The sequence below is a fragment of the Aquabacterium sp. genome, assembly GCF_016195855.1.
In the GTDB taxonomy this organism is placed as follows: Bacteria; Pseudomonadota; Gammaproteobacteria; order Burkholderiales; family Burkholderiaceae_C; genus Aquabacterium.
Genome location: NZ_JACPYU010000003.1, coordinates 111,781 through 127,625, shown reverse-complemented (window position 1 = coordinate 127,625; position 15,845 = coordinate 111,781). Strand labels below are relative to the sequence as shown.

At 64.4% G+C, this 15,845-nt stretch carries 14 protein-coding genes; 11 read left to right on the top strand and 3 right to left on the bottom strand.

Features of this window, described 5'->3' with window-relative positions:
- Nucleotides 1–3: 3 nt before the first annotated feature.
- The 3 genes from HY019_RS02190 to HY019_RS02180 are packed head-to-tail and all read left to right on the top strand — an operon-like array spanning nucleotide 4 to nucleotide 2,803.
- The gene (locus HY019_RS02190) at nucleotides 4–1,296 is read left to right on the top strand and encodes a branched-chain amino acid ABC transporter permease (RefSeq protein ID WP_290688022.1); all 1,293 of its coding nucleotides are present in this window, start codon (nucleotides 4–6) and stop codon (nucleotides 1,294–1,296) included.
- Nucleotides 1,297–1,304: 8 nt separating this feature from the next.
- Entirely contained in the window at nucleotides 1,305–2,105 is an 801-nt protein-coding gene (locus HY019_RS02185) for an ABC transporter ATP-binding protein (protein ID WP_290688021.1), read from the top strand.
- A gap of 2 nt (nucleotides 2,106–2,107) precedes the next feature.
- A complete protein-coding gene (locus HY019_RS02180; RefSeq protein ID WP_290688020.1) occupies nucleotides 2,108–2,803 on the top strand; it encodes an ABC transporter ATP-binding protein in 696 nt (231 codons plus the stop codon).
- Between the two features lie 14 nt (nucleotides 2,804–2,817).
- On the opposite strand, the gene HY019_RS02175 is transcribed toward HY019_RS02180, so the two are convergent.
- The gene (locus HY019_RS02175; protein WP_290688019.1) at nucleotides 2,818–3,192 is read right to left on the bottom strand and encodes a hypothetical protein; all 375 of its coding nucleotides are present in this window, start codon (nucleotides 3,190–3,192) and stop codon (nucleotides 2,818–2,820) included.
- Nucleotides 3,193–3,526: 334 nt separating this feature from the next.
- Between HY019_RS02175 and HY019_RS02170 the strand changes: the two genes are divergently transcribed.
- The 8 genes from HY019_RS02170 (at nucleotide 3,527) to HY019_RS02135 (ending at nucleotide 12,235) form a co-directional block, all read left to right on the top strand.
- Entirely contained in the window at nucleotides 3,527–5,632 is a 2,106-nt protein-coding gene (locus HY019_RS02170; RefSeq protein ID WP_290688017.1) for a 3-hydroxyacyl-CoA dehydrogenase NAD-binding domain-containing protein, read from the top strand.
- A gap of 159 nt (nucleotides 5,633–5,791) precedes the next feature.
- A complete protein-coding gene (locus tag HY019_RS02165; protein ID WP_290688015.1) occupies nucleotides 5,792–6,571 on the top strand; it encodes a crotonase/enoyl-CoA hydratase family protein in 780 nt (259 codons plus the stop codon).
- A gap of 26 nt (nucleotides 6,572–6,597) precedes the next feature.
- Nucleotides 6,598–8,472: an acyl-CoA dehydrogenase gene (locus HY019_RS02160; protein ID WP_290688014.1), complete on the top strand. Its 1,875-nt coding sequence runs from the start codon at nucleotides 6,598–6,600 to the stop codon at nucleotides 8,470–8,472.
- A gap of 48 nt (nucleotides 8,473–8,520) precedes the next feature.
- Nucleotides 8,521–8,802, top strand: a complete 282-nt coding sequence (locus HY019_RS02155) for a Dabb family protein (RefSeq protein ID WP_035035350.1) — start codon at nucleotides 8,521–8,523, stop codon at nucleotides 8,800–8,802.
- A 12-nt stretch (nucleotides 8,803–8,814) separates the two neighbouring features.
- Nucleotides 8,815–9,609, top strand: coding sequence for an SDR family oxidoreductase (locus tag HY019_RS02150; RefSeq protein ID WP_290688011.1), 795 nt, complete (start codon nucleotides 8,815–8,817; stop codon nucleotides 9,607–9,609).
- 54 nt (nucleotides 9,610–9,663) lie between these two features.
- Nucleotides 9,664–10,128 carry a PaaI family thioesterase gene (locus HY019_RS02145; protein WP_290688010.1) on the top strand — a complete coding sequence of 155 codons (465 nt, stop codon included), beginning with the start codon at nucleotides 9,664–9,666 and terminating at the stop codon, nucleotides 10,126–10,128.
- Between the two features lie 102 nt (nucleotides 10,129–10,230).
- Nucleotides 10,231–11,259: an NADP-dependent oxidoreductase gene (locus HY019_RS02140; protein ID WP_290688008.1), complete on the top strand. Its 1,029-nt coding sequence runs from the start codon at nucleotides 10,231–10,233 to the stop codon at nucleotides 11,257–11,259.
- Nucleotides 11,260–11,305: 46 nt separating this feature from the next.
- Nucleotides 11,306–12,235 (top strand): SDR family oxidoreductase, encoded by a 930-nt coding sequence (locus HY019_RS02135; protein WP_290688007.1) that lies wholly within the window; start codon nucleotides 11,306–11,308, stop codon nucleotides 12,233–12,235.
- Between the two features lie 849 nt (nucleotides 12,236–13,084).
- On the opposite strand, the gene rapZ is transcribed toward HY019_RS02135, so the two are convergent.
- Nucleotides 13,085–14,029, bottom strand: a complete 945-nt coding sequence (gene rapZ / locus HY019_RS02130) for an RNase adapter RapZ (RefSeq protein ID WP_290688005.1) — start codon at nucleotides 14,027–14,029, stop codon at nucleotides 13,085–13,087.
- A 58-nt stretch (nucleotides 14,030–14,087) separates the two neighbouring features.
- Nucleotides 14,088–15,845, bottom strand: a complete 1,758-nt coding sequence (gene recN, locus HY019_RS02125; protein WP_290688004.1) for a DNA repair protein RecN — start codon at nucleotides 15,843–15,845, stop codon at nucleotides 14,088–14,090.

Here is a 15,845-nt window from a genome sequence, read left to right as displayed (position 1 = left end):
AACATGACCAGTAACGTCTACCGATTCCGTCCGCTGAACCTGGGCCGCTGGCTGTTGTGGTCGGCCTTCGCCCTGGTGCTGTTCGTGGCGCCCATGTTCCTCAAGAGCAGCCTGTCGCTGACCATGCTCACGCAGATGGGCACGGCCATCATCGTCTGCCTGTCCTACAACATGCTGCTGGGGCAGGGCGGCATGCTCAGCTTCGGGCATGCCGTCTATTCAGGCCTGGGCGCATTCGCGGCCATTCACACGCTCAACAAGGTGGGCGCGGGCGACTGGTCCATCCCGGTGAGCCTCATCCCACTGGTGGGCGGGCTGGGCGGCTTGGTTGTGGCGGCCTTGCTGGGCGCCGTCACCACCAAGAAGTCGGGCAACACCTTTGCCATGATCACGCTGGGCGTGGGTGAGCTGGTGTGGAACATGTCGCTGATGCTGCCGGAGTTCTTCGGCGGCGAAGGGGGCATCAACAGCAACCGCGTGGTGGGGCAGCCCGTCATGGGCATCACCTTCGGGCCGCAGATCCAGGTCTACTACCTGATTGCCGTGTACTGCTTCATCTGCACGGTGCTGATGTTCGCCTTCACGCAGACGCCGCTGGGGCGCATGCTCAATGCCGTGCGCGACAACCCCGAGCGGGTCGAGTTCATCGGCTATGACACGCAGCGGGTGCGCTACATCGCCTTCATGATCGCGGGCTTTTTTGCCGGCATCGCGGGTGGGCTGTACGCGCTCAACTTCGAGATCGTGACGGCCGAGGTGGTAGGCGCGCAGCGCTCGGGCGCTTACCTGCTGTTCACCTTCCTGGGTGGTTCGCTGTTCTTCTTCGGGCCGATCATCGGCGCGGTGCTGATGGTTTTCGCGATGGTGATGCTGTCGGAGCTGACCAAGGCCTGGCTGCTCTATCTGGGGCTGCTGTTCCTGTTCATGGTGATGTATGCGCCGGGCGGTTTTGCCAGCTTGCTGATGATGAACATGCGCCTGGCGGCCTACGGCATGCTCAAGCGGCTGTGGGGCGTGTATGCGGCCATGGCCGTGACGGCCACGCTGGTGATCCTGCCCTTTGCGGCGGTGGTGGAGATGGTCTACCACATCAAGCTCAATGAAGCGCTGGGCCCGGTCATGCGTTTTGCCGGCATGGACCTAGACACCCGCAGCAGCACCACATGGGGCCTGACCTTGCTCATGCTGGCCGTGGGAGTAGGGCTGTTCGAGCTGGTACGCAGGCGCTTCTCGCGTTTGTGGAACCAGATCCAGGAAGACATCGAGGCGCAACTGGCGCGCACCCCCGCGCTGTGAGGCCGAACATGAGTACGCAAACATCATCTGCAAATGGCATGGCGCTGGAGTTGCGTCAGGTGCGCAAGTCCTTTGGCAAGACCGAGATCATCCGTGGTGCCGACCTGGCCGTGAAGGCGGGGGAGCGTGTGGCCCTGATCGGCCCTAACGGCGCGGGCAAGTCCACCCTGTTCAACCTCATCAGCGGGCGCATGGCACCCACCAGTGGCGAGATCCTGCTCCATGGCGAGCCCATCCACGGGCTCACGCCTTACGACATCAACCGCCGGGGTCTGGCGCGCAGCTTCCAGGTGTCCAACCTGTTTCCGCGATTGAGCGTGTTCGAGAACATCCGTTGCGCGGTGCTGTGGTCCATGGGGGAGCGCTACACCTTCTGGCGCTTCCTCTCGCGCATGGAGCATGTCAATGCCCGGGCGGAAGAGGTGCTGGACATGATCCGCCTGCGTCGCAAGCGTGATGTGAACGTCGCGCAACTGACCTATGCCGAGCAGCGCGCGCTGGAGGTTGGGGTGACGATTGCCGGTGGCGGCAATGTGGTCTTGCTGGACGAGCCCACGGCCGGCATGAGCAAGTCCGAGACGTCCAACTTCGTCAAGCTTATCCGCGAGGTGACCGAAGGCAAGACCCTGCTGACGGTGGAGCACGACATGGGCGTGGTCTTCGGCCTGGCCGACCGCATTGCGGTGCTGGTCTATGGCGAGGTCATCGCATTCGATACACCCGAGGCCGTGCGTGCCAATGACCGCGTCAAGGAAGCCTATCTGGGCTCGGTGCTGGCTCAAAATCAAGCCGCCGAGGCTGGAGTCTGATCATGTTGACCATTCAGGATTTGCACGCCTACTATGGCAAGAGCCACATCCTCCACGGGGTGGACCTGGAGGTCAACCCAGGCGAGATCGTCAGCCTGCTGGGGCGCAATGGCTCCGGGCGGTCGACCACGATCAAGGCCATCATGGGCCTGGTCAATGGCGAGGGCTCGGTGAAGTGGAAGGGCGAGGAGTTGCTGGGCCACAAGACCTACGACGTGGCGCGCCGTGGCCTGGGTTATGTGCCGGAGAGCCGCGATGTGTTCCCCAAGCTGACGGTGGAGCAGAACCTCAAGCTGGGGATGAAGTCCGGCCACAAGAACAGCCGCTGGAGCCTGGACGACATGTACCAGATGTTCCCGCGTCTCAAGGAACGCCAGCACACGGAGGCGGGCGTGATGTCCGGCGGTGAGCAGCAAATGCTCACGCTGTGCCGCACGCTGATGGGTGACCCCGACCTGATCATGATTGACGAACCGACCGAAGGCCTGGCACCCAAGATCGTGGAACTGGTGGGGCAGTACCTCAAGGAGCTGCAGAAGCGGGGCCTGGCCGTGTTGCTGGTGGAGCAAAAGCTCACCATCGCACTGGACATCTCACAACGCTGCTATGTGATGGGGCATGGCGAAGTGGTGTTCCACGGCACGCCCGATGAGCTGCGTGCCGACCAGTACACCCGCAAGGAGTGGATGGAGGTCTGAGCCGTTTACGCCGCTCAGTTGCCGCACTTGTCGAATTCAACCGCGCGCTTGTCGTAGTCGGCGCAGAAGTCGCCCTTGCCGGTGGTGGATTTGAGCAACTCACCCTTGTAGCTGGCGCCGATCACTTTGCTCTTGGTGATGTCCAGACGGTCATTGGCGCAAGCCTTCAGCGCAGCAGCCTGGCAAGCCTGTGGCGAGCCGGTCTGGACTTGTTTGGTGCAGGAGGCCTTGCCATCGCATTTGGCAAAGCTGATGGCCTCCTTGCCTGGGCAGGCTGCGCGCGTGTAGCTGATGGCGCAGTCGCCACTTTCCTGGGCAAATGTGCTGAAGCAGGTCAGGGCGGCGGCCAAAGCCAGTGAGGCGGCGCGAATCAAGGTGATGCGAGTCATGGTGAGTCCTGTCTGATTGAGTTGATGAGATGAGTCCGCACGCTTCCCCCTTTTTGTCTTTATTTCTCAATGCGAAATGCGCGGCGGGCGAATTCTCAAGCTTTGGCTGGCATCAGGCCAGGGTTGTGCAGATCGTTACCTCGATGTGGCCGCTGTGCGACGACCGTTCTCCCTAGGGGGAGCCCCTGTGGGGCTAGGTGTTTTCCCCAAAAAGCCATCACCTTTGCAGAGCTGGTGCCACAATGTTCGTCTATTCTTACAAGACTTCTTGTCAGAATTGGTTTGCCAGTTCTGACGTGCTGTTCTCCTGTCAACGTTCGCCTACGAGATCGCCATGAGCACCACTTACCAAGTCACCGACGGCGTGGCCGTCATCACGCTGGCCAATCCTCCTGTCAACGGCCTGGGCCAGGGCACCCGCGCCGGCATCGTGGACGGCATCAACCAGGCCAATGGCGATGCCGCGGTGAACGCGGTGGTGATCATCGGTTCGGGCAAGGTGTTCTGCGGTGGCGCGGACATCAAGGAGTTCGGCTCACCCAAGGCCTACGCCACGCCGGATCTGCACGTGACCATCGAGAAGGTCGAGCAGTCCGCCAAGCCAGTGATCGCGGCCATCCACGGCGTGGCCATGGGCGGCGGCCTGGAGCTGGCCCTGGGCTGCCACTACCGCCTGGTGTCGCCGGGTGCGCAGATCGCGCTGCCCGAGGTGAACATCGGCATCGTGCCGGGTGCTGGTGGCACGCAGCGCCTGCCCCGCGTGCTGGGCGTGGAAACCGCCTTGCAGATGATCACCACGGGCGCCTCGGTGCCCAGCGAGAAGCTGGCCAAGGCCCCCGGCCAGAAACTGTTCGACAAGCTGGTGGAGGGCGACCTGCTGCCCGCCGCCATCGCCTTTGCCAAGGACGTGGCCGCTTTGCGCCCGCTGCCTTCTGTGCGCAACTTGAGCGTGGCCGCACCGGCCGATCCTGAAGCCTTTGCCAAGGCCCGGGCTGACCTGGCCAAGACCCGCAAGAACCTGGAAGCCCCGCAGCGCTGCGTGGACTGCGTGGAAGCGGCCACCAAGCTGGACCTGGACGCCGGCATCGCCTTCGAGAAGGACGTGTTCGGCAAGCTGGTGACCAGCGACCAGGCCCAGGCCTTGCGCCATGCCTTCTTCGGCGAGCGTGCCGCCAGCAAGATCCCCGATGTACCCGACAACACGCCCCTGCGTGACATCAAGCAGCTGGCCGTGATCGGCGCCGGCACCATGGGCGGCGGCATCACCATGTGCTTCCTCAATGCCGGCATCCCCGTGACGCTGCTGGAGATGAAGCAGGAAGCCATCGACCGTGGCGTGGGCATCATCCGCAAGAACTACGAAGCGCAAGTGGCCAAGGGCAAGTTGGCCCAGGACAAGTACGAGCAGCGCATGAGCCTGCTGACCACCACCCTGAGCTACGACGACATCGCCCAGGCCGACATGGTCATTGAGGCCGTGTTCGAAGACATGGGCGTGAAGTCGCAGGTCTTCACCAAGCTGGACAGCATCATGAAGCCCGGTGCCATCCTGGCCTCCAACACCTCGACGCTGGACGTAGACAAGATCGCCGAAGTCACCAAGCGCCCCGGCGACGTGGTGGGCCTGCACTTCTTCAGCCCCGCCAACGTGATGCGCCTGCTGGAAGTGGTGCGCAGCAAGCACACGGCCAAGGACGTGATGGCCACCGTGATGGCCGTGGCCAAGAAGATCAAGAAGGTCGCCGTGGTGTCGGGCGTGTGCGATGGCTTCATCGGCAACCGCATGTTCGAGCAGTACGTGCGCCAGGGCTTCTTCCTGGTTGAAGAAGGCGCCACCGTGCAACAGGTGGACAAGGCTGCCGAGGCCTTCGGCTGGGCCATGGGCCCCTTCCGTGTGGGCGATCTGGCCGGCAACGACATCGGCTTTGCCATCCGCAAGCGCCGCAAGATCGAGCAACCCGATGTGATCTACAGCGCTGTGGGCGATGCCATCTGCGAGCTGGGCCGCTTTGGCCAGAAGGTGGGCAAGGGCTGGTACGACTACGAAGCCGGCAAGCGCGAGCCCGTGCCTTCTGCCGAGGTGCAGGCCTGCATCGACAAGGTGCGTGCCGACAAGGGCCTGAAGGCCCGTGCCATCAGCGACGACGAGATCGTGCAGCGCCTGGTGCTGGCCATGGTCAACGAAGGCGCCAAAATCCTGGAAGAGGGCATTGCCTCCAAAGCCTCTGACATCGACATGGTCTACCTGACAGGCTATGGCTTCCCGGTTTACCGTGGTGGCCCCATGCTGTATGCCGACATGATCGGCTTGCCCAAGGTGGTCGAGCTGATGAAGGGCTATGCGGCCAACCCGAATGGCGACCCCGCCTTCTGGACGCCCGCACCGCTGCTGGCTCGGCTGGCGGCCGAGGGCAAGACCTTCACGGGCGGCAAGGCCTGATCGCGGGCGATCCGCTCACGATCAGCCCACTATCAGCCGATCGGTCGCCGATTGAGCCTCAATATGAAAACCTGGATCAGATTCATCTGAACCTGAGGTCTGCATGGCGCATGCCATGTGGGCCTTTTTTTGGGCCTGAACACCAAGAGAGACGCGCACATGTCCTACATCGAAACCCGCCAGGTCGGTCATATCCTGGAGATCAAGGTCAATCGCCCTGAAAAGCACAACGCCTTGTCGCCCGAGATGTACCGCGACATCGCCAAGGCCTATGGCGAACTGAGCCGCAACCCCGATCTGCGCGTGGCCCTGTTGTATGGCGAAGGCGCGCACATGACATCTGGCGTGGAGCTGGACAAGTGGGCGCCCATCTTCGGCAATGGCAAGGGCTTCGAGATTGGCGAGGGCGAGATCGACCCCTTTGGCCTGACCGGCGAGCGCCACAGCAAGCCCGTGGTGATGGCCGTGCAGGGCAACTGCTTCACCTGGGGTGTGGAAATCATGCTCAACACCGAGGTGCGCGTGGCCGCAGACAACACCCGCTTTGCCATGCTGGAAGTCAAGCGCGGCATCTTCCCTTGCGGTGGCGCCACCTTGCGCCTGCCCAGGCAGATGGGTTGGGGCGCCGCACAACGCTACCTGCTGACGGGCGAGTACTGGTATGCCGAAGAGGCCTTGCGGACCGGCCTGGTGCAAGAGGTCGTGCCTGTCGGCCAGCAACTGGACAAGGCGCGGGAGATTGCCGAGCAGATCGCCAAGGCCGCACCGTTGGGCGTGCAGAACGTGCTCAAGTCCACCCGCCTGGCCTGGAACGAAGGCGAGGCTGCAGCGGCCAAGGCCTTGTTCCCCAACCTCCTGCCCGTGATGCAGAGCGAAGACGCGATGGAGGGCATCCAGTCCTTCCTGCAGCGCCGCGAAGCCATGTTCAAGGGCCGCTGAGCCGTAACTATTGCTGAGTTGACACCATGACCCACCGCGCCACCATTGACTTCCTGCTGTACGACTGGCTGAACGCCGAAGGCCTGTGCCAGCGCGAACGCCACACCGAGCACAACCGCGAAACCTTCACCGCCGTGCTGGACCTGAGCGAGAAGATCGCCACCGAGCAGTTCGCGCCGTTCAACCGCCTGACCGATGTGCACGAGCCCGAGTTCGACGGCGTGACGGTGACGCTGCCCAAAGAAACGCCCGTGGCCATGCAGGCCTTCAACGACTCCGGCCTGATGGCGGGCAGCAAGGACGCCGACATCGGCGGCATGCAGCTGCCCACCGTGGTCGAGATCGCCTCGATGAGCTTCTTCTACAAAGCCAGCGTGTCGCTCGCGGCCTACCCCATGCTCACGCGTGGCAACGCCAACACCATCCTGGCGCATGGCACGCCCAAGCAGATCGACGTGTTCGCGCGCGGTGGCTTTGAAGGCCGCACCTTCGGCACCATGTGCCTGAGTGAACCCCAGGCTGGATCGAGCCTGTCGGACATCGCCACCAAGGCCGTGCCCGACGTGAAGGGCGATGGCAGCGGCATCGACTGGACGCAGGACAGCCTGGGCCCGCGCTACCGCCTGACCGGCAACAAGATGTGGATCTCGGGTGGTGAGCACGAGATGGGCGAGAACATCGTGCACCTGGTGCTGGCCAAGATTCCCGGTGAAGACGGCAAGACCATCCCCGGCGTGAAGGGCATCTCGCTGTTCATCGTGCCGCGCAAGCTGGTCAAGCAAGATGGCAGCATCACCAACCAGCGTAACGACGTGGCCCTGGCCGGTTTGAACCACAAGTGCGGTTACCGCGGCACCGTCAACACCTTGCTGAACTTTGGCGAGGGCAAGTTCCCCGTCAATGGCCAGCAGGGTGCCGTGGGCTACCTGATCGGCAAACAGGGTGAGGGCCTCAAGTGCATGTTCACCTTGATGAACGAAGCGCGCATCAGCGTGGGCATTGGCGCAACCATGCTGGGCTACGCCGGTTACGAGGCCTCGCTGGAATACGCCAAGCAACGCCCGCAGGGCCGGCGCATGGGCGCGGGTGGCAAGGATCACGCCGCACCGCAGGTCCCCATCATCGAGCACACCGACGTCAAGCGCATGCTGATGATGCAAAAGGCCATTGCCGAAGGTGGTCTGGCCTTGGGTCTGCTGTGCGCGCAGCTGGTGGACGACGAACACACTGGCACGGGTGAAGAAGCCGAGAAGGCCGGCCTGCTGCTGGAGTTGCTCACGCCGATCGCCAAGAGCTGGCCCAGCGAGTGGGCGCAAGAGGCCAACAGCCTGGCCATCCAGATCCTGGGCGGCTATGGCTACACGCGCGACTTCCCCGTCGAGCAGTACTGGCGCGACAACCGCCTCAACATGATCCACGAAGGCACGCACGGCATCCAGGGCCTGGACCTGCTGGGCCGCAAGGTGGTGATGAACGGCGGCAAGGCCTTGAGCGTGCTGGCCGAGCGCATCAGCGAGACCATCCAGAAGGCGGGTCATGTCGATGGCCTGGCGGTGCACGCCAATGCCCTGGCGCAAGCCCTGCAAAAGATCGGCGCCACCACCAAGGCGGCGTGGTCCACCGGTGTGCCTGAAGAGGCGCTGGCCAATGCCACGCCCTATCTGCAGGCCTTTGGGCACACTGTGCTGGCCTGGATCTGGCTGGAGCTGGCGCTGGCTGCCAAGGCCGCGCAGGCCAAAGGGGAGTGGGAAAAGAGCCCACTGGGCGCTGGCTTCCTCAAGGGCAAGCTCGCTTGCGCAGACTACTTCTACAACTTCGAATTGCCCAAGATCGAGGCCTGGCTGGGCGTGGTCGCCAAGCGTGACCTGACTTGCGCACAGGCCCAGGCAGACTGGTTCTGACACGCATCGAATCACCCGATCACCCAACAACACCGAGAGAGACAAACCATGCTCAGACACATCGTGATGTGGACGCTCAAGCGCCCTGAAGACGCCCCCAAGGTCAAGGCCCTGCTGGACAGCTGCAAGGGCCTGGTGCCCGGCATGTACGAGTTCGACGTCGGCATCAAGACCGAGGGCCTGGAAGCCAATTGCGATGTGGTGCTCGTGTCCACCTTCGAGACCAAGGATGCCCTGGCGGCCTACATCCCGCACCCGCACCACCAGGGCGTGGTCGCGCAGATCCGCGAGATGGCGGCCACCCGCCATGTGGTCGATTTCAACGTTTGAGGCGAGGCCAACATGACGCAAGCACGCAAGGTTCAACAACTCTTCGACTTGACAGGCAAGAAGGCCCTGATCACAGGGGGCTCACGCGGCCTGGGCCTGCAGATGGCCCATGCACTGGGCGAAGCGGGTGCCAAGGTGGTGATCAGCTCGCGCAAGTCGGCTGACCTGGAGCAGGCCGTGATGGCCTTGCAGGATGCCGGCATCGACGCCCGCTGGATCGCCGCGGACGCAGGCAAGGCCGAAGACATCCAGCGCCTGGCCGACGAGACCCTGGAGCGCGTGGGCGATGTGGACATCCTCATCAACAACGCCGGCGCCACCTGGGGCGCACCTGCTGCCGAGCACCCGGTCGACGCTTGGGACAAGGTGATGAACCTCAATGTGCGCGGCTACTTCCTGCTGTCGCAAGCCATTGCCAAGGCCAGCATGATCCCGCGCAAGCAGGGCCGTATCATCAATGTGGCCTCGATCGCCGGCTTGCGCGGCAACCCGCCTTTCATGCAGACCATTGCCTACAACACCAGCAAGGGCGCGGTCATCAACTTCACGCGAGCGCTGGCTTGCGAGTGGGGCCATCTGGGCATCCGCGTCAACGCGATTGCGCCGGGCTTCTTCCCAAGCAAGATGACCGCTGGTACGCTGGCCATGGTGGGCGAAGAGACCATTGCCAACCGCGCGCCCCTGCTGCGTGTGGGCGATGACGAAGACCTCAAGGGCGCCACGCTGCTGTTTGCGTCTGACGCGGGCAAGCACATCACCGGGCAGATCCTGGCGGTGGACGGCGGCGTCAGTGCGCTCATTGGTTGAGGACAGGGTTGACGATGCGCCTGAGCCCCCCACGCGCTTTCAGCAAGGACTGACATGGCCATTCCCTTTTCGGTTCGCATCCCCTTCATCGAGCAGATCGGCTGCGCGCTGCAGCGCTACGAGAACGGCGAGGCCGAGATCACGCTGGACGTGCAGGACCCGCATACCAACTCCTTTGGTGTGGCGCACGGCGGCCTGTTGATGACCTTGCTGGACGTGGCCATGGCGCATGCCGCGCGCAGCCTGAATCTGGACCAGCCCGACGGCGGCCCGGGCCTGGTCACCATCGAGATGAAAACCACCTTCATGCGCCCCGGCGTCGGCCAGATCAAGGCGCTGGGCAGCGTGCTGCATTCAACCGCGTCCATGGCCTTCACCGAAGGCAAGGTGCTGGATGCCAAGGGCCGCGTGTGCGCGCACGCCACGGCCACCTTCAAGTTCTTGCGCGCCTTGCCGGTGTCCGACCGCGACGTGCGGCCGGCCGCCAAACCCTTGCTCCACGGGCCGGGCTCGGATTGAGTGCCCATGTGAACCTCAGTCTGAGTGACCACGCCCATTCCTGATCGCACGCGCCGACCGCGCCTGTCCCCCAACCAGCTTTCACGCTGAAGGAGAAGCCCCATGACCATCAACCATCAGATCCTGCTGGCCTCGCGCCCGCAAGGCGAAGCCACTGTCGACAACTTCAAGCTGGTCGAGGCCCCTGTGCCGACGTTGGACCAACTGACTGATGGCCAGGTGCTGGTGCGCCACCACTTCATGTCGCTGGACCCGTACATGCGCGGCCGCATGAACGACAGCAAGAGCTACGCCGAGCCCCAGCCCTTGAACACCGTGATGATCGGTGGCACGGTGGGCGAGGTGGTGGCCAGCAAGCACGCCAAGTTCGCGCCGGGTGACAAGGTGCTGGGCATGGGCGGCTGGCAGGAGTACTCGGTGGTGGACGCCAGCGTGAAGGGCGCCATGCTGCACAAGGTGGACACGACGCACATCCCGCTGTCGGCCTACCTGGGCTCGGTGGGCATGCCTGGCGTCACGGCCTGGTATGGCCTGATCAAGATCATCGCGCCCAAGGCCGGTGAAACCGTGGTCGTGAGCGCAGCCAGCGGTGCCGTGGGCAGCGTGGTGGGGCAGCTGGCCAAGGCCCGTGGTTGCCGCGTGGTGGGCGTGGCCGGTGGCGCCGACAAGTGCCGCTATGTCACCGAGGAGCTGGGCTTTGATGCCTGCATTGACTACAAGGTGCACAACGACCCCAAGGCCTTCTACAAGGCCCTGAAGGAAGCCACGCCCAATGGCATCGACGGCTATTTCGAGAACGTGGGCGGCATGATTCTGGACGCCGTGCTGCTGCGCATGAACGCGTTTGGCCGCATCGCCATGTGCGGGCTGATCGCCGGCTATGACGGCCAGCCGCTGCCCATGCAGAACCCCGCGCTGATCCTGGTCAACCGCCTGAAGATCGAAGGCTTCATCGTGAGCGAGCACCCTGAAGTCTGGCCCGAGGCCACGATGGAGCTGGGCACCATGGTGGCCACCGGCAAGATGAAATTCCGTGAATCTGTTGCACAAGGCATTGCCAGTGCACCCGAAGCTTTCCTGGGCTTGCTCAAGGGCAAGAACTTTGGCAAGCAGCTCGTCAAACTGATCTGAGCTTTCCCTCCCCCTCGGATCAATCCACCTGAAGCAGGACAAGAAGATGTCGAACTTGAAATTGCAAGCAGGCCAGACGGCCGTGATCACTGGCGCCGGCAGCGGCTTTGGCCTGGAGCTGGCCCGCCTGGGCGCCAAGCGTGGCCTCAACCTCGTGCTGACCGATGTGCAGCAAGATGCGCTGGATGCGGCCGTGGCCGAGCTCAGCGCCACGGGCGCGAAGGTCGCGGCACTGCGCGGTGACGTCTCTCGTGCAGAGGATATCCAGGCGCTGGCCGACATGTGCATGGAGCGTTTTGGCGTTCCGCACATCGTCATCAACAACGCCGGTGTGGCCCATGGTGGCCTGATCTGGGAGCACACCCAGCGTGACTGGGAATGGGTGCTGGGTGTTAACCTGTTTGGCGTGGTCCATGGCATGCGCGTTTTCACGCCGCTGATGCTGGCCGCTGCGCGCAAGGACCCAAGCTACCAGGGGCACATGGTCAACGTGGCCTCGATGGCGGGCCTGTTGAACTCGCCGAACATGGGCGCCTACAACGTCAGCAAGCACGCGGTGGTGAGCCTGTCCGAGACGCTGTACCAGGATCTGGCCCTGGTGACCGAGCAGGTGCATGCCTCCGTGCTGTGCCCGTACTTCGTGCCCACCGGCATCCACCAGTCGCACCGCAACCGCCCGGCCGAGCTGCGCAGCGAAGGCAAGCCCACACCCAGCCAGATGATCGCGCAGGCCATGAGCACCAAGGCGGTCACCTCGGGCAAGGTCACGGCCACGGACACGGCCGAGCTGGTCTACAAGGCGATCGAGTCGGGCCAGTTCTACATCTACACCCACCCGCAGGCGCTGGGCATGGCGCAGACGCGTCTGGAAGACGTGGTGCAAGGCCGCAACCCGACAGACCCGTTTGCCGGCAAGCCGGAGATTGGTCAGCAGTTGCGTCAGGCCTTGCGGGATGCCATGGCCAAGGAAGACTGATTGTTCTCGCGTCGGCATCGGCGTTTGCTGGTGCTTGATGTTCGCGTGGCTTTGATGTGTGCCCGGTAGGAGGCGCTTTGGCGCTGCAGCACGGGGCGCGGCTGAGGCGGCATGCGTCGAGGCTTCATGTTGACGGTCCTGCCAAGGGCAGGACTGCCCTCGGTGCTCGTGACGAGGTGGGGCCCTTCAACTCGTTGCGCGGCTGCGCCGCTTCACTCGAACAAGTCGGGCCAGTCAGATGACGAAGCACGCTGCGCGTGCCCACCTCGCCACTGCGCGCCTCGGCGTCACCAAGGCGCCCCACCGCACGCCACCTCAGCCTTTTGTCGCCCCGCTTGAGTAGCGCCACGGCCGCTGGTGCAGCGTGGGGTACGTTTGGCGTAGCCATGGCAAGGCATTCGCAATGCCATGCAAGGTCGCCTCGAAAGTAATCGTGACGCCAGCGTCGGCGCCAGCGCTAACGCCAACAGCAACAGCACCAGCAACAGTATTGACTTGCTTGTTGCACCGAAGCTTGACTCTGGCCCTCGCCAGGACAACAACCTGTGCACGCCACCAGCGAGGTAGACAAGGGCTGAGCCGGCATTTGGCCGGGCGCCTTGGTGACGCCGAGAAGCACAGGGGCAAGGTTGGCACGCGCAGCGTGCTTCGTCAACTTGCTGGCCGTGGTTGTTTGAGTGCAGCGGCCAAGGGCCGCGAAACGAGTTCCACGGCCCCACCTTGCCCCGAGCATCGGAGGGTAGTCCTGCCAGGGGCAGGACTGTCAACATGAAGCCAGGCCAAATGCCGGCTCAGTCCCTACCTCGCGCTCCACCGCGAAAACGCTCGGATAGCAGCAAGAACGCTTACTTACTTCGCATCCTGCTCGCGATGCCGCGCCAGCACCACGCCACGTGGTGCGAAGCGCTGCACCAGTTGCTCGACGCAGTACACCGAGCGGTGCTGGCCGCCGGTGCAGCCCAAGGCCACCGTCACGTAGCTGCGTTGATCGCCTTCCAGCGCTGGCAGCCAGCGCAGCAGGAAGGCCTCGATCTGCGTGATCAGCTCGGCTGATTCGGGTTGCGCGGCCAGGTAGTCGATCACAGGTTGATCGCGCCCGGTCAGCGGCTTGAGCTCCTTCAGGTAGAAGGGGTTGGGCAGCATGCGCACGTCGAACACGAAGTCGGCGTCCATGGGCACGCCATGCTTGTACGCGAAGGACTCGAACACCAGGGTCAGGCGAGAGGGCGCAGCCTGCACGATGTTGCGGATCCAGGTGCGCAATTGCGCCGGGCGCAGCAGCGAGGTGTCGATCACCGTCGAGAAGTCGCGCAGCGGGCTGAGCAGCTCGCGCTCCAGGTTGATGGCGTCGATCAAGGCCTGCTCGGTGGAGTCGCCCTCGCTGACCTTGTCTGACAAGCGGCGCCGTGGCTCGGCCTTGTCATCGTGCTCGGGCTTGGGCGCCTTGGCCACCTGCGACAAGGGATGCGGGCGGCGCGTTTCCGAGAATCGCCTCACCAGGGCGTCCGTGCTTGCATCCAGGAACACCGCGCGCACCGAATGGCCTTCCTTGCGCAGATCACTCAGCATGGGCGTGAGGTTGGGCAGCGAATGCGCGCTGCGCACGTCCACTGACACGGCCACGCGGCGCTTGAGTTCAGGCGGGCGCTTGTTTTCGAGGTCGATCATGCCGCGCAGCAACTCGGGCGGCAGGTTGTCCACACAGAAGTAGCCGGCGTCCTCCAGCGCATTGAGCGCCACGGATTTGCCCGAGCCCGAGATGCCCGTCAGCAAGACGATGTCCAAGGGGCTCATTTGACAATCTCCATGCTGTGCACTGCGGTGCAAGCGCTTTCGGGCGGCCGTGCGGCGCTCATGCGGCTTCCTTGCGAAGTTTGGGGCCCTTGCTGGCTTTGCTCAGGTTTGAAGCAGCGGCTTGCGCCTGCGCTTCATGGCCCTTGGCCGTGTCCAGCATGACCTGCGCATGGGCGCGGCTGGTATCGGTGATGGCGCCACCCAGCATGCGGGCGACTTCACGTACGCGCTCGTCGCCTTGCACTTCACGGATGTCGCTGGCCGTCTGGCCATTGCTCAAGGCTTTGGAGACGACCAGATGCTGGTGCGCGCACGCGGCCACCTGGGCCAGGTGGGTCACGGCCATCACCTGGCGCTCGCGGCCCAGGCGCTGCATCAGCAGGCCCACGGTGTCGGCCACGGCGCCACCCACGCCGGAGTCGATTTCGTCGAAGATCAAGGTGCCGACCTGCGCGGTTTCATCCGCACGTTGCGAGGTGGTCACGGCGATGGCCAGGGCCAGGCGAGAGAGCTCGCCACCCGAGGCCACCTTGCCCAAGGGGCGCGGCGTGCTGCCCGCGTGGCCGGCCACCAGGAACTCGATGTTCTCCAGGCCGTAGGCTTGCGGCTCATCCTGCTTGACCAGCGCCACTTCGAAGCGGCCACCGGCCATGCCCAGGTCCTGCATGGCCTCGGTCACGGCCTGGGCCATGGCGGGTGCGACCTGCGCGCGTTGCTTCGATACCGTCTTGGCCACATCCAGCCAGGCCTTGTGGGCGCGTTGGGCTTCGCGCTCCAGCGAGTCCAGATCGGCGGCGGCGTCCAGCTCGGCCAGCTCGTCACGCCAGCTTTGCAGCAGCGCGGGCAGCTCGGGGGCAGGGCGGCGGTAGCGGCGCGACAGGCTCATCCAGGCCGACATGCGCTTGTCCAGCTCGGCCAGGCGATCGGGGTCCAGCTCGGTGTGGTGCAGGGCGCTGTTGAGGCTGTGTGCGGCATCCTGCAGCTGAGCTTGCGCCTCGCGCAGCACTTCCAGGGCGCTGGCCAGATGGGGCTCCACGCCGGCCACTTCTTCCAGCGCGTCAATGGCGCGCGAGGTGAGCGACTCGGCATTGCTGTCGGCTTCCGAGACGGCATCCAGCGCCATGCGGGCTGCATCCAGGATGGCCTGGCCATGGCTCAGGCGCTGGTGCTCGGCGTTGAGGGTGTCCCACTCGTCTGCTTGGGGCGCCAGTTTGTCCAGCTCGGTGATCTGCCATTGCAGACGTTCACGCTCACGGTCCAGGTCAGCCTGCTTGCTGCGGGCTTCGTCCAGGCGGCGCTGGGCCTCTCGGCGGGCGGCCCAGGCTTGTTGCAGCGCGGGCGTGTCCACGCCGGCTTGCGCATCCACCAGGGCGCGCACCGAGTCGGCACGGGTCAGGCTTTGCCAGGCATGCTGGCCGTGGATGTCAACGAGGTGTTCGCCCAGCTCGCGCAGCTGCGACACGGTGGCTGTGCTGCCATTGATCCACGCGCGGCTCTTGCCTTGCGCGTCGACCACGCGGCGCAGCAGCAGGTGCGCGCCTGCTTCGAGGTTGTCAAAGCCGGCTTCTTCCAGCCAGGGGGCCAGACGGGCGGCCAGCTCGGGCGAGGGGTCGAACTCGGCGGTGATGTCGGCACGGGCCGCGCCTTCGCGCACCACACCGGCGTCACCCCGGCTGCCCAGCGCCAGTTGCAGCGCGTCGATCAGGATGGATTTGCCCGCGCCGGTTTCGCCGGTCAGGGCCGTGAAGCCCCCGCTGAGGTCCACCTCCAGGCTGGTGACGATGACGAAATCGCGCAGTGTCAGGCGGCGCAACAT

Coding starts and splice junctions, on each gene's coding strand:
- HY019_RS02150 (WP_290688011.1), top strand. CDS start 8,815: ATGACGCAAGCACGCAAGGTTCAACAACTCTTCGACTTGACAGGCAAG.
- HY019_RS02190 (WP_290688022.1), top strand. CDS start 4: ATGACCAGTAACGTCTACCGATTCCGTCCGCTGAACCTGGGCCGCTGG.
- HY019_RS02180 (WP_290688020.1), top strand. CDS start 2,108: ATGTTGACCATTCAGGATTTGCACGCCTACTATGGCAAGAGCCACATC.
- recN (WP_290688004.1), bottom strand. CDS start 15,845: ATGTTGCGCCGCCTGACACTGCGCGATTTCGTCATCGTCACCAGCCTG.
- HY019_RS02185 (WP_290688021.1), top strand. CDS start 1,305: ATGAGTACGCAAACATCATCTGCAAATGGCATGGCGCTGGAGTTGCGT.
- rapZ (WP_290688005.1), bottom strand. CDS start 14,029: ATGAGCCCCTTGGACATCGTCTTGCTGACGGGCATCTCGGGCTCGGGC.
- HY019_RS02170 (WP_290688017.1), top strand. CDS start 3,527: ATGAGCACCACTTACCAAGTCACCGACGGCGTGGCCGTCATCACGCTG.
- HY019_RS02160 (WP_290688014.1), top strand. CDS start 6,598: ATGACCCACCGCGCCACCATTGACTTCCTGCTGTACGACTGGCTGAAC.
- HY019_RS02175 (WP_290688019.1), bottom strand. CDS start 3,192: ATGACTCGCATCACCTTGATTCGCGCCGCCTCACTGGCTTTGGCCGCC.
- HY019_RS02135 (WP_290688007.1), top strand. CDS start 11,306: ATGTCGAACTTGAAATTGCAAGCAGGCCAGACGGCCGTGATCACTGGC.
- HY019_RS02140 (WP_290688008.1), top strand. CDS start 10,231: ATGACCATCAACCATCAGATCCTGCTGGCCTCGCGCCCGCAAGGCGAA.
- HY019_RS02165 (WP_290688015.1), top strand. CDS start 5,792: ATGTCCTACATCGAAACCCGCCAGGTCGGTCATATCCTGGAGATCAAG.
- HY019_RS02155 (WP_035035350.1), top strand. CDS start 8,521: ATGCTCAGACACATCGTGATGTGGACGCTCAAGCGCCCTGAAGACGCC.
- HY019_RS02145 (WP_290688010.1), top strand. CDS start 9,664: ATGGCCATTCCCTTTTCGGTTCGCATCCCCTTCATCGAGCAGATCGGC.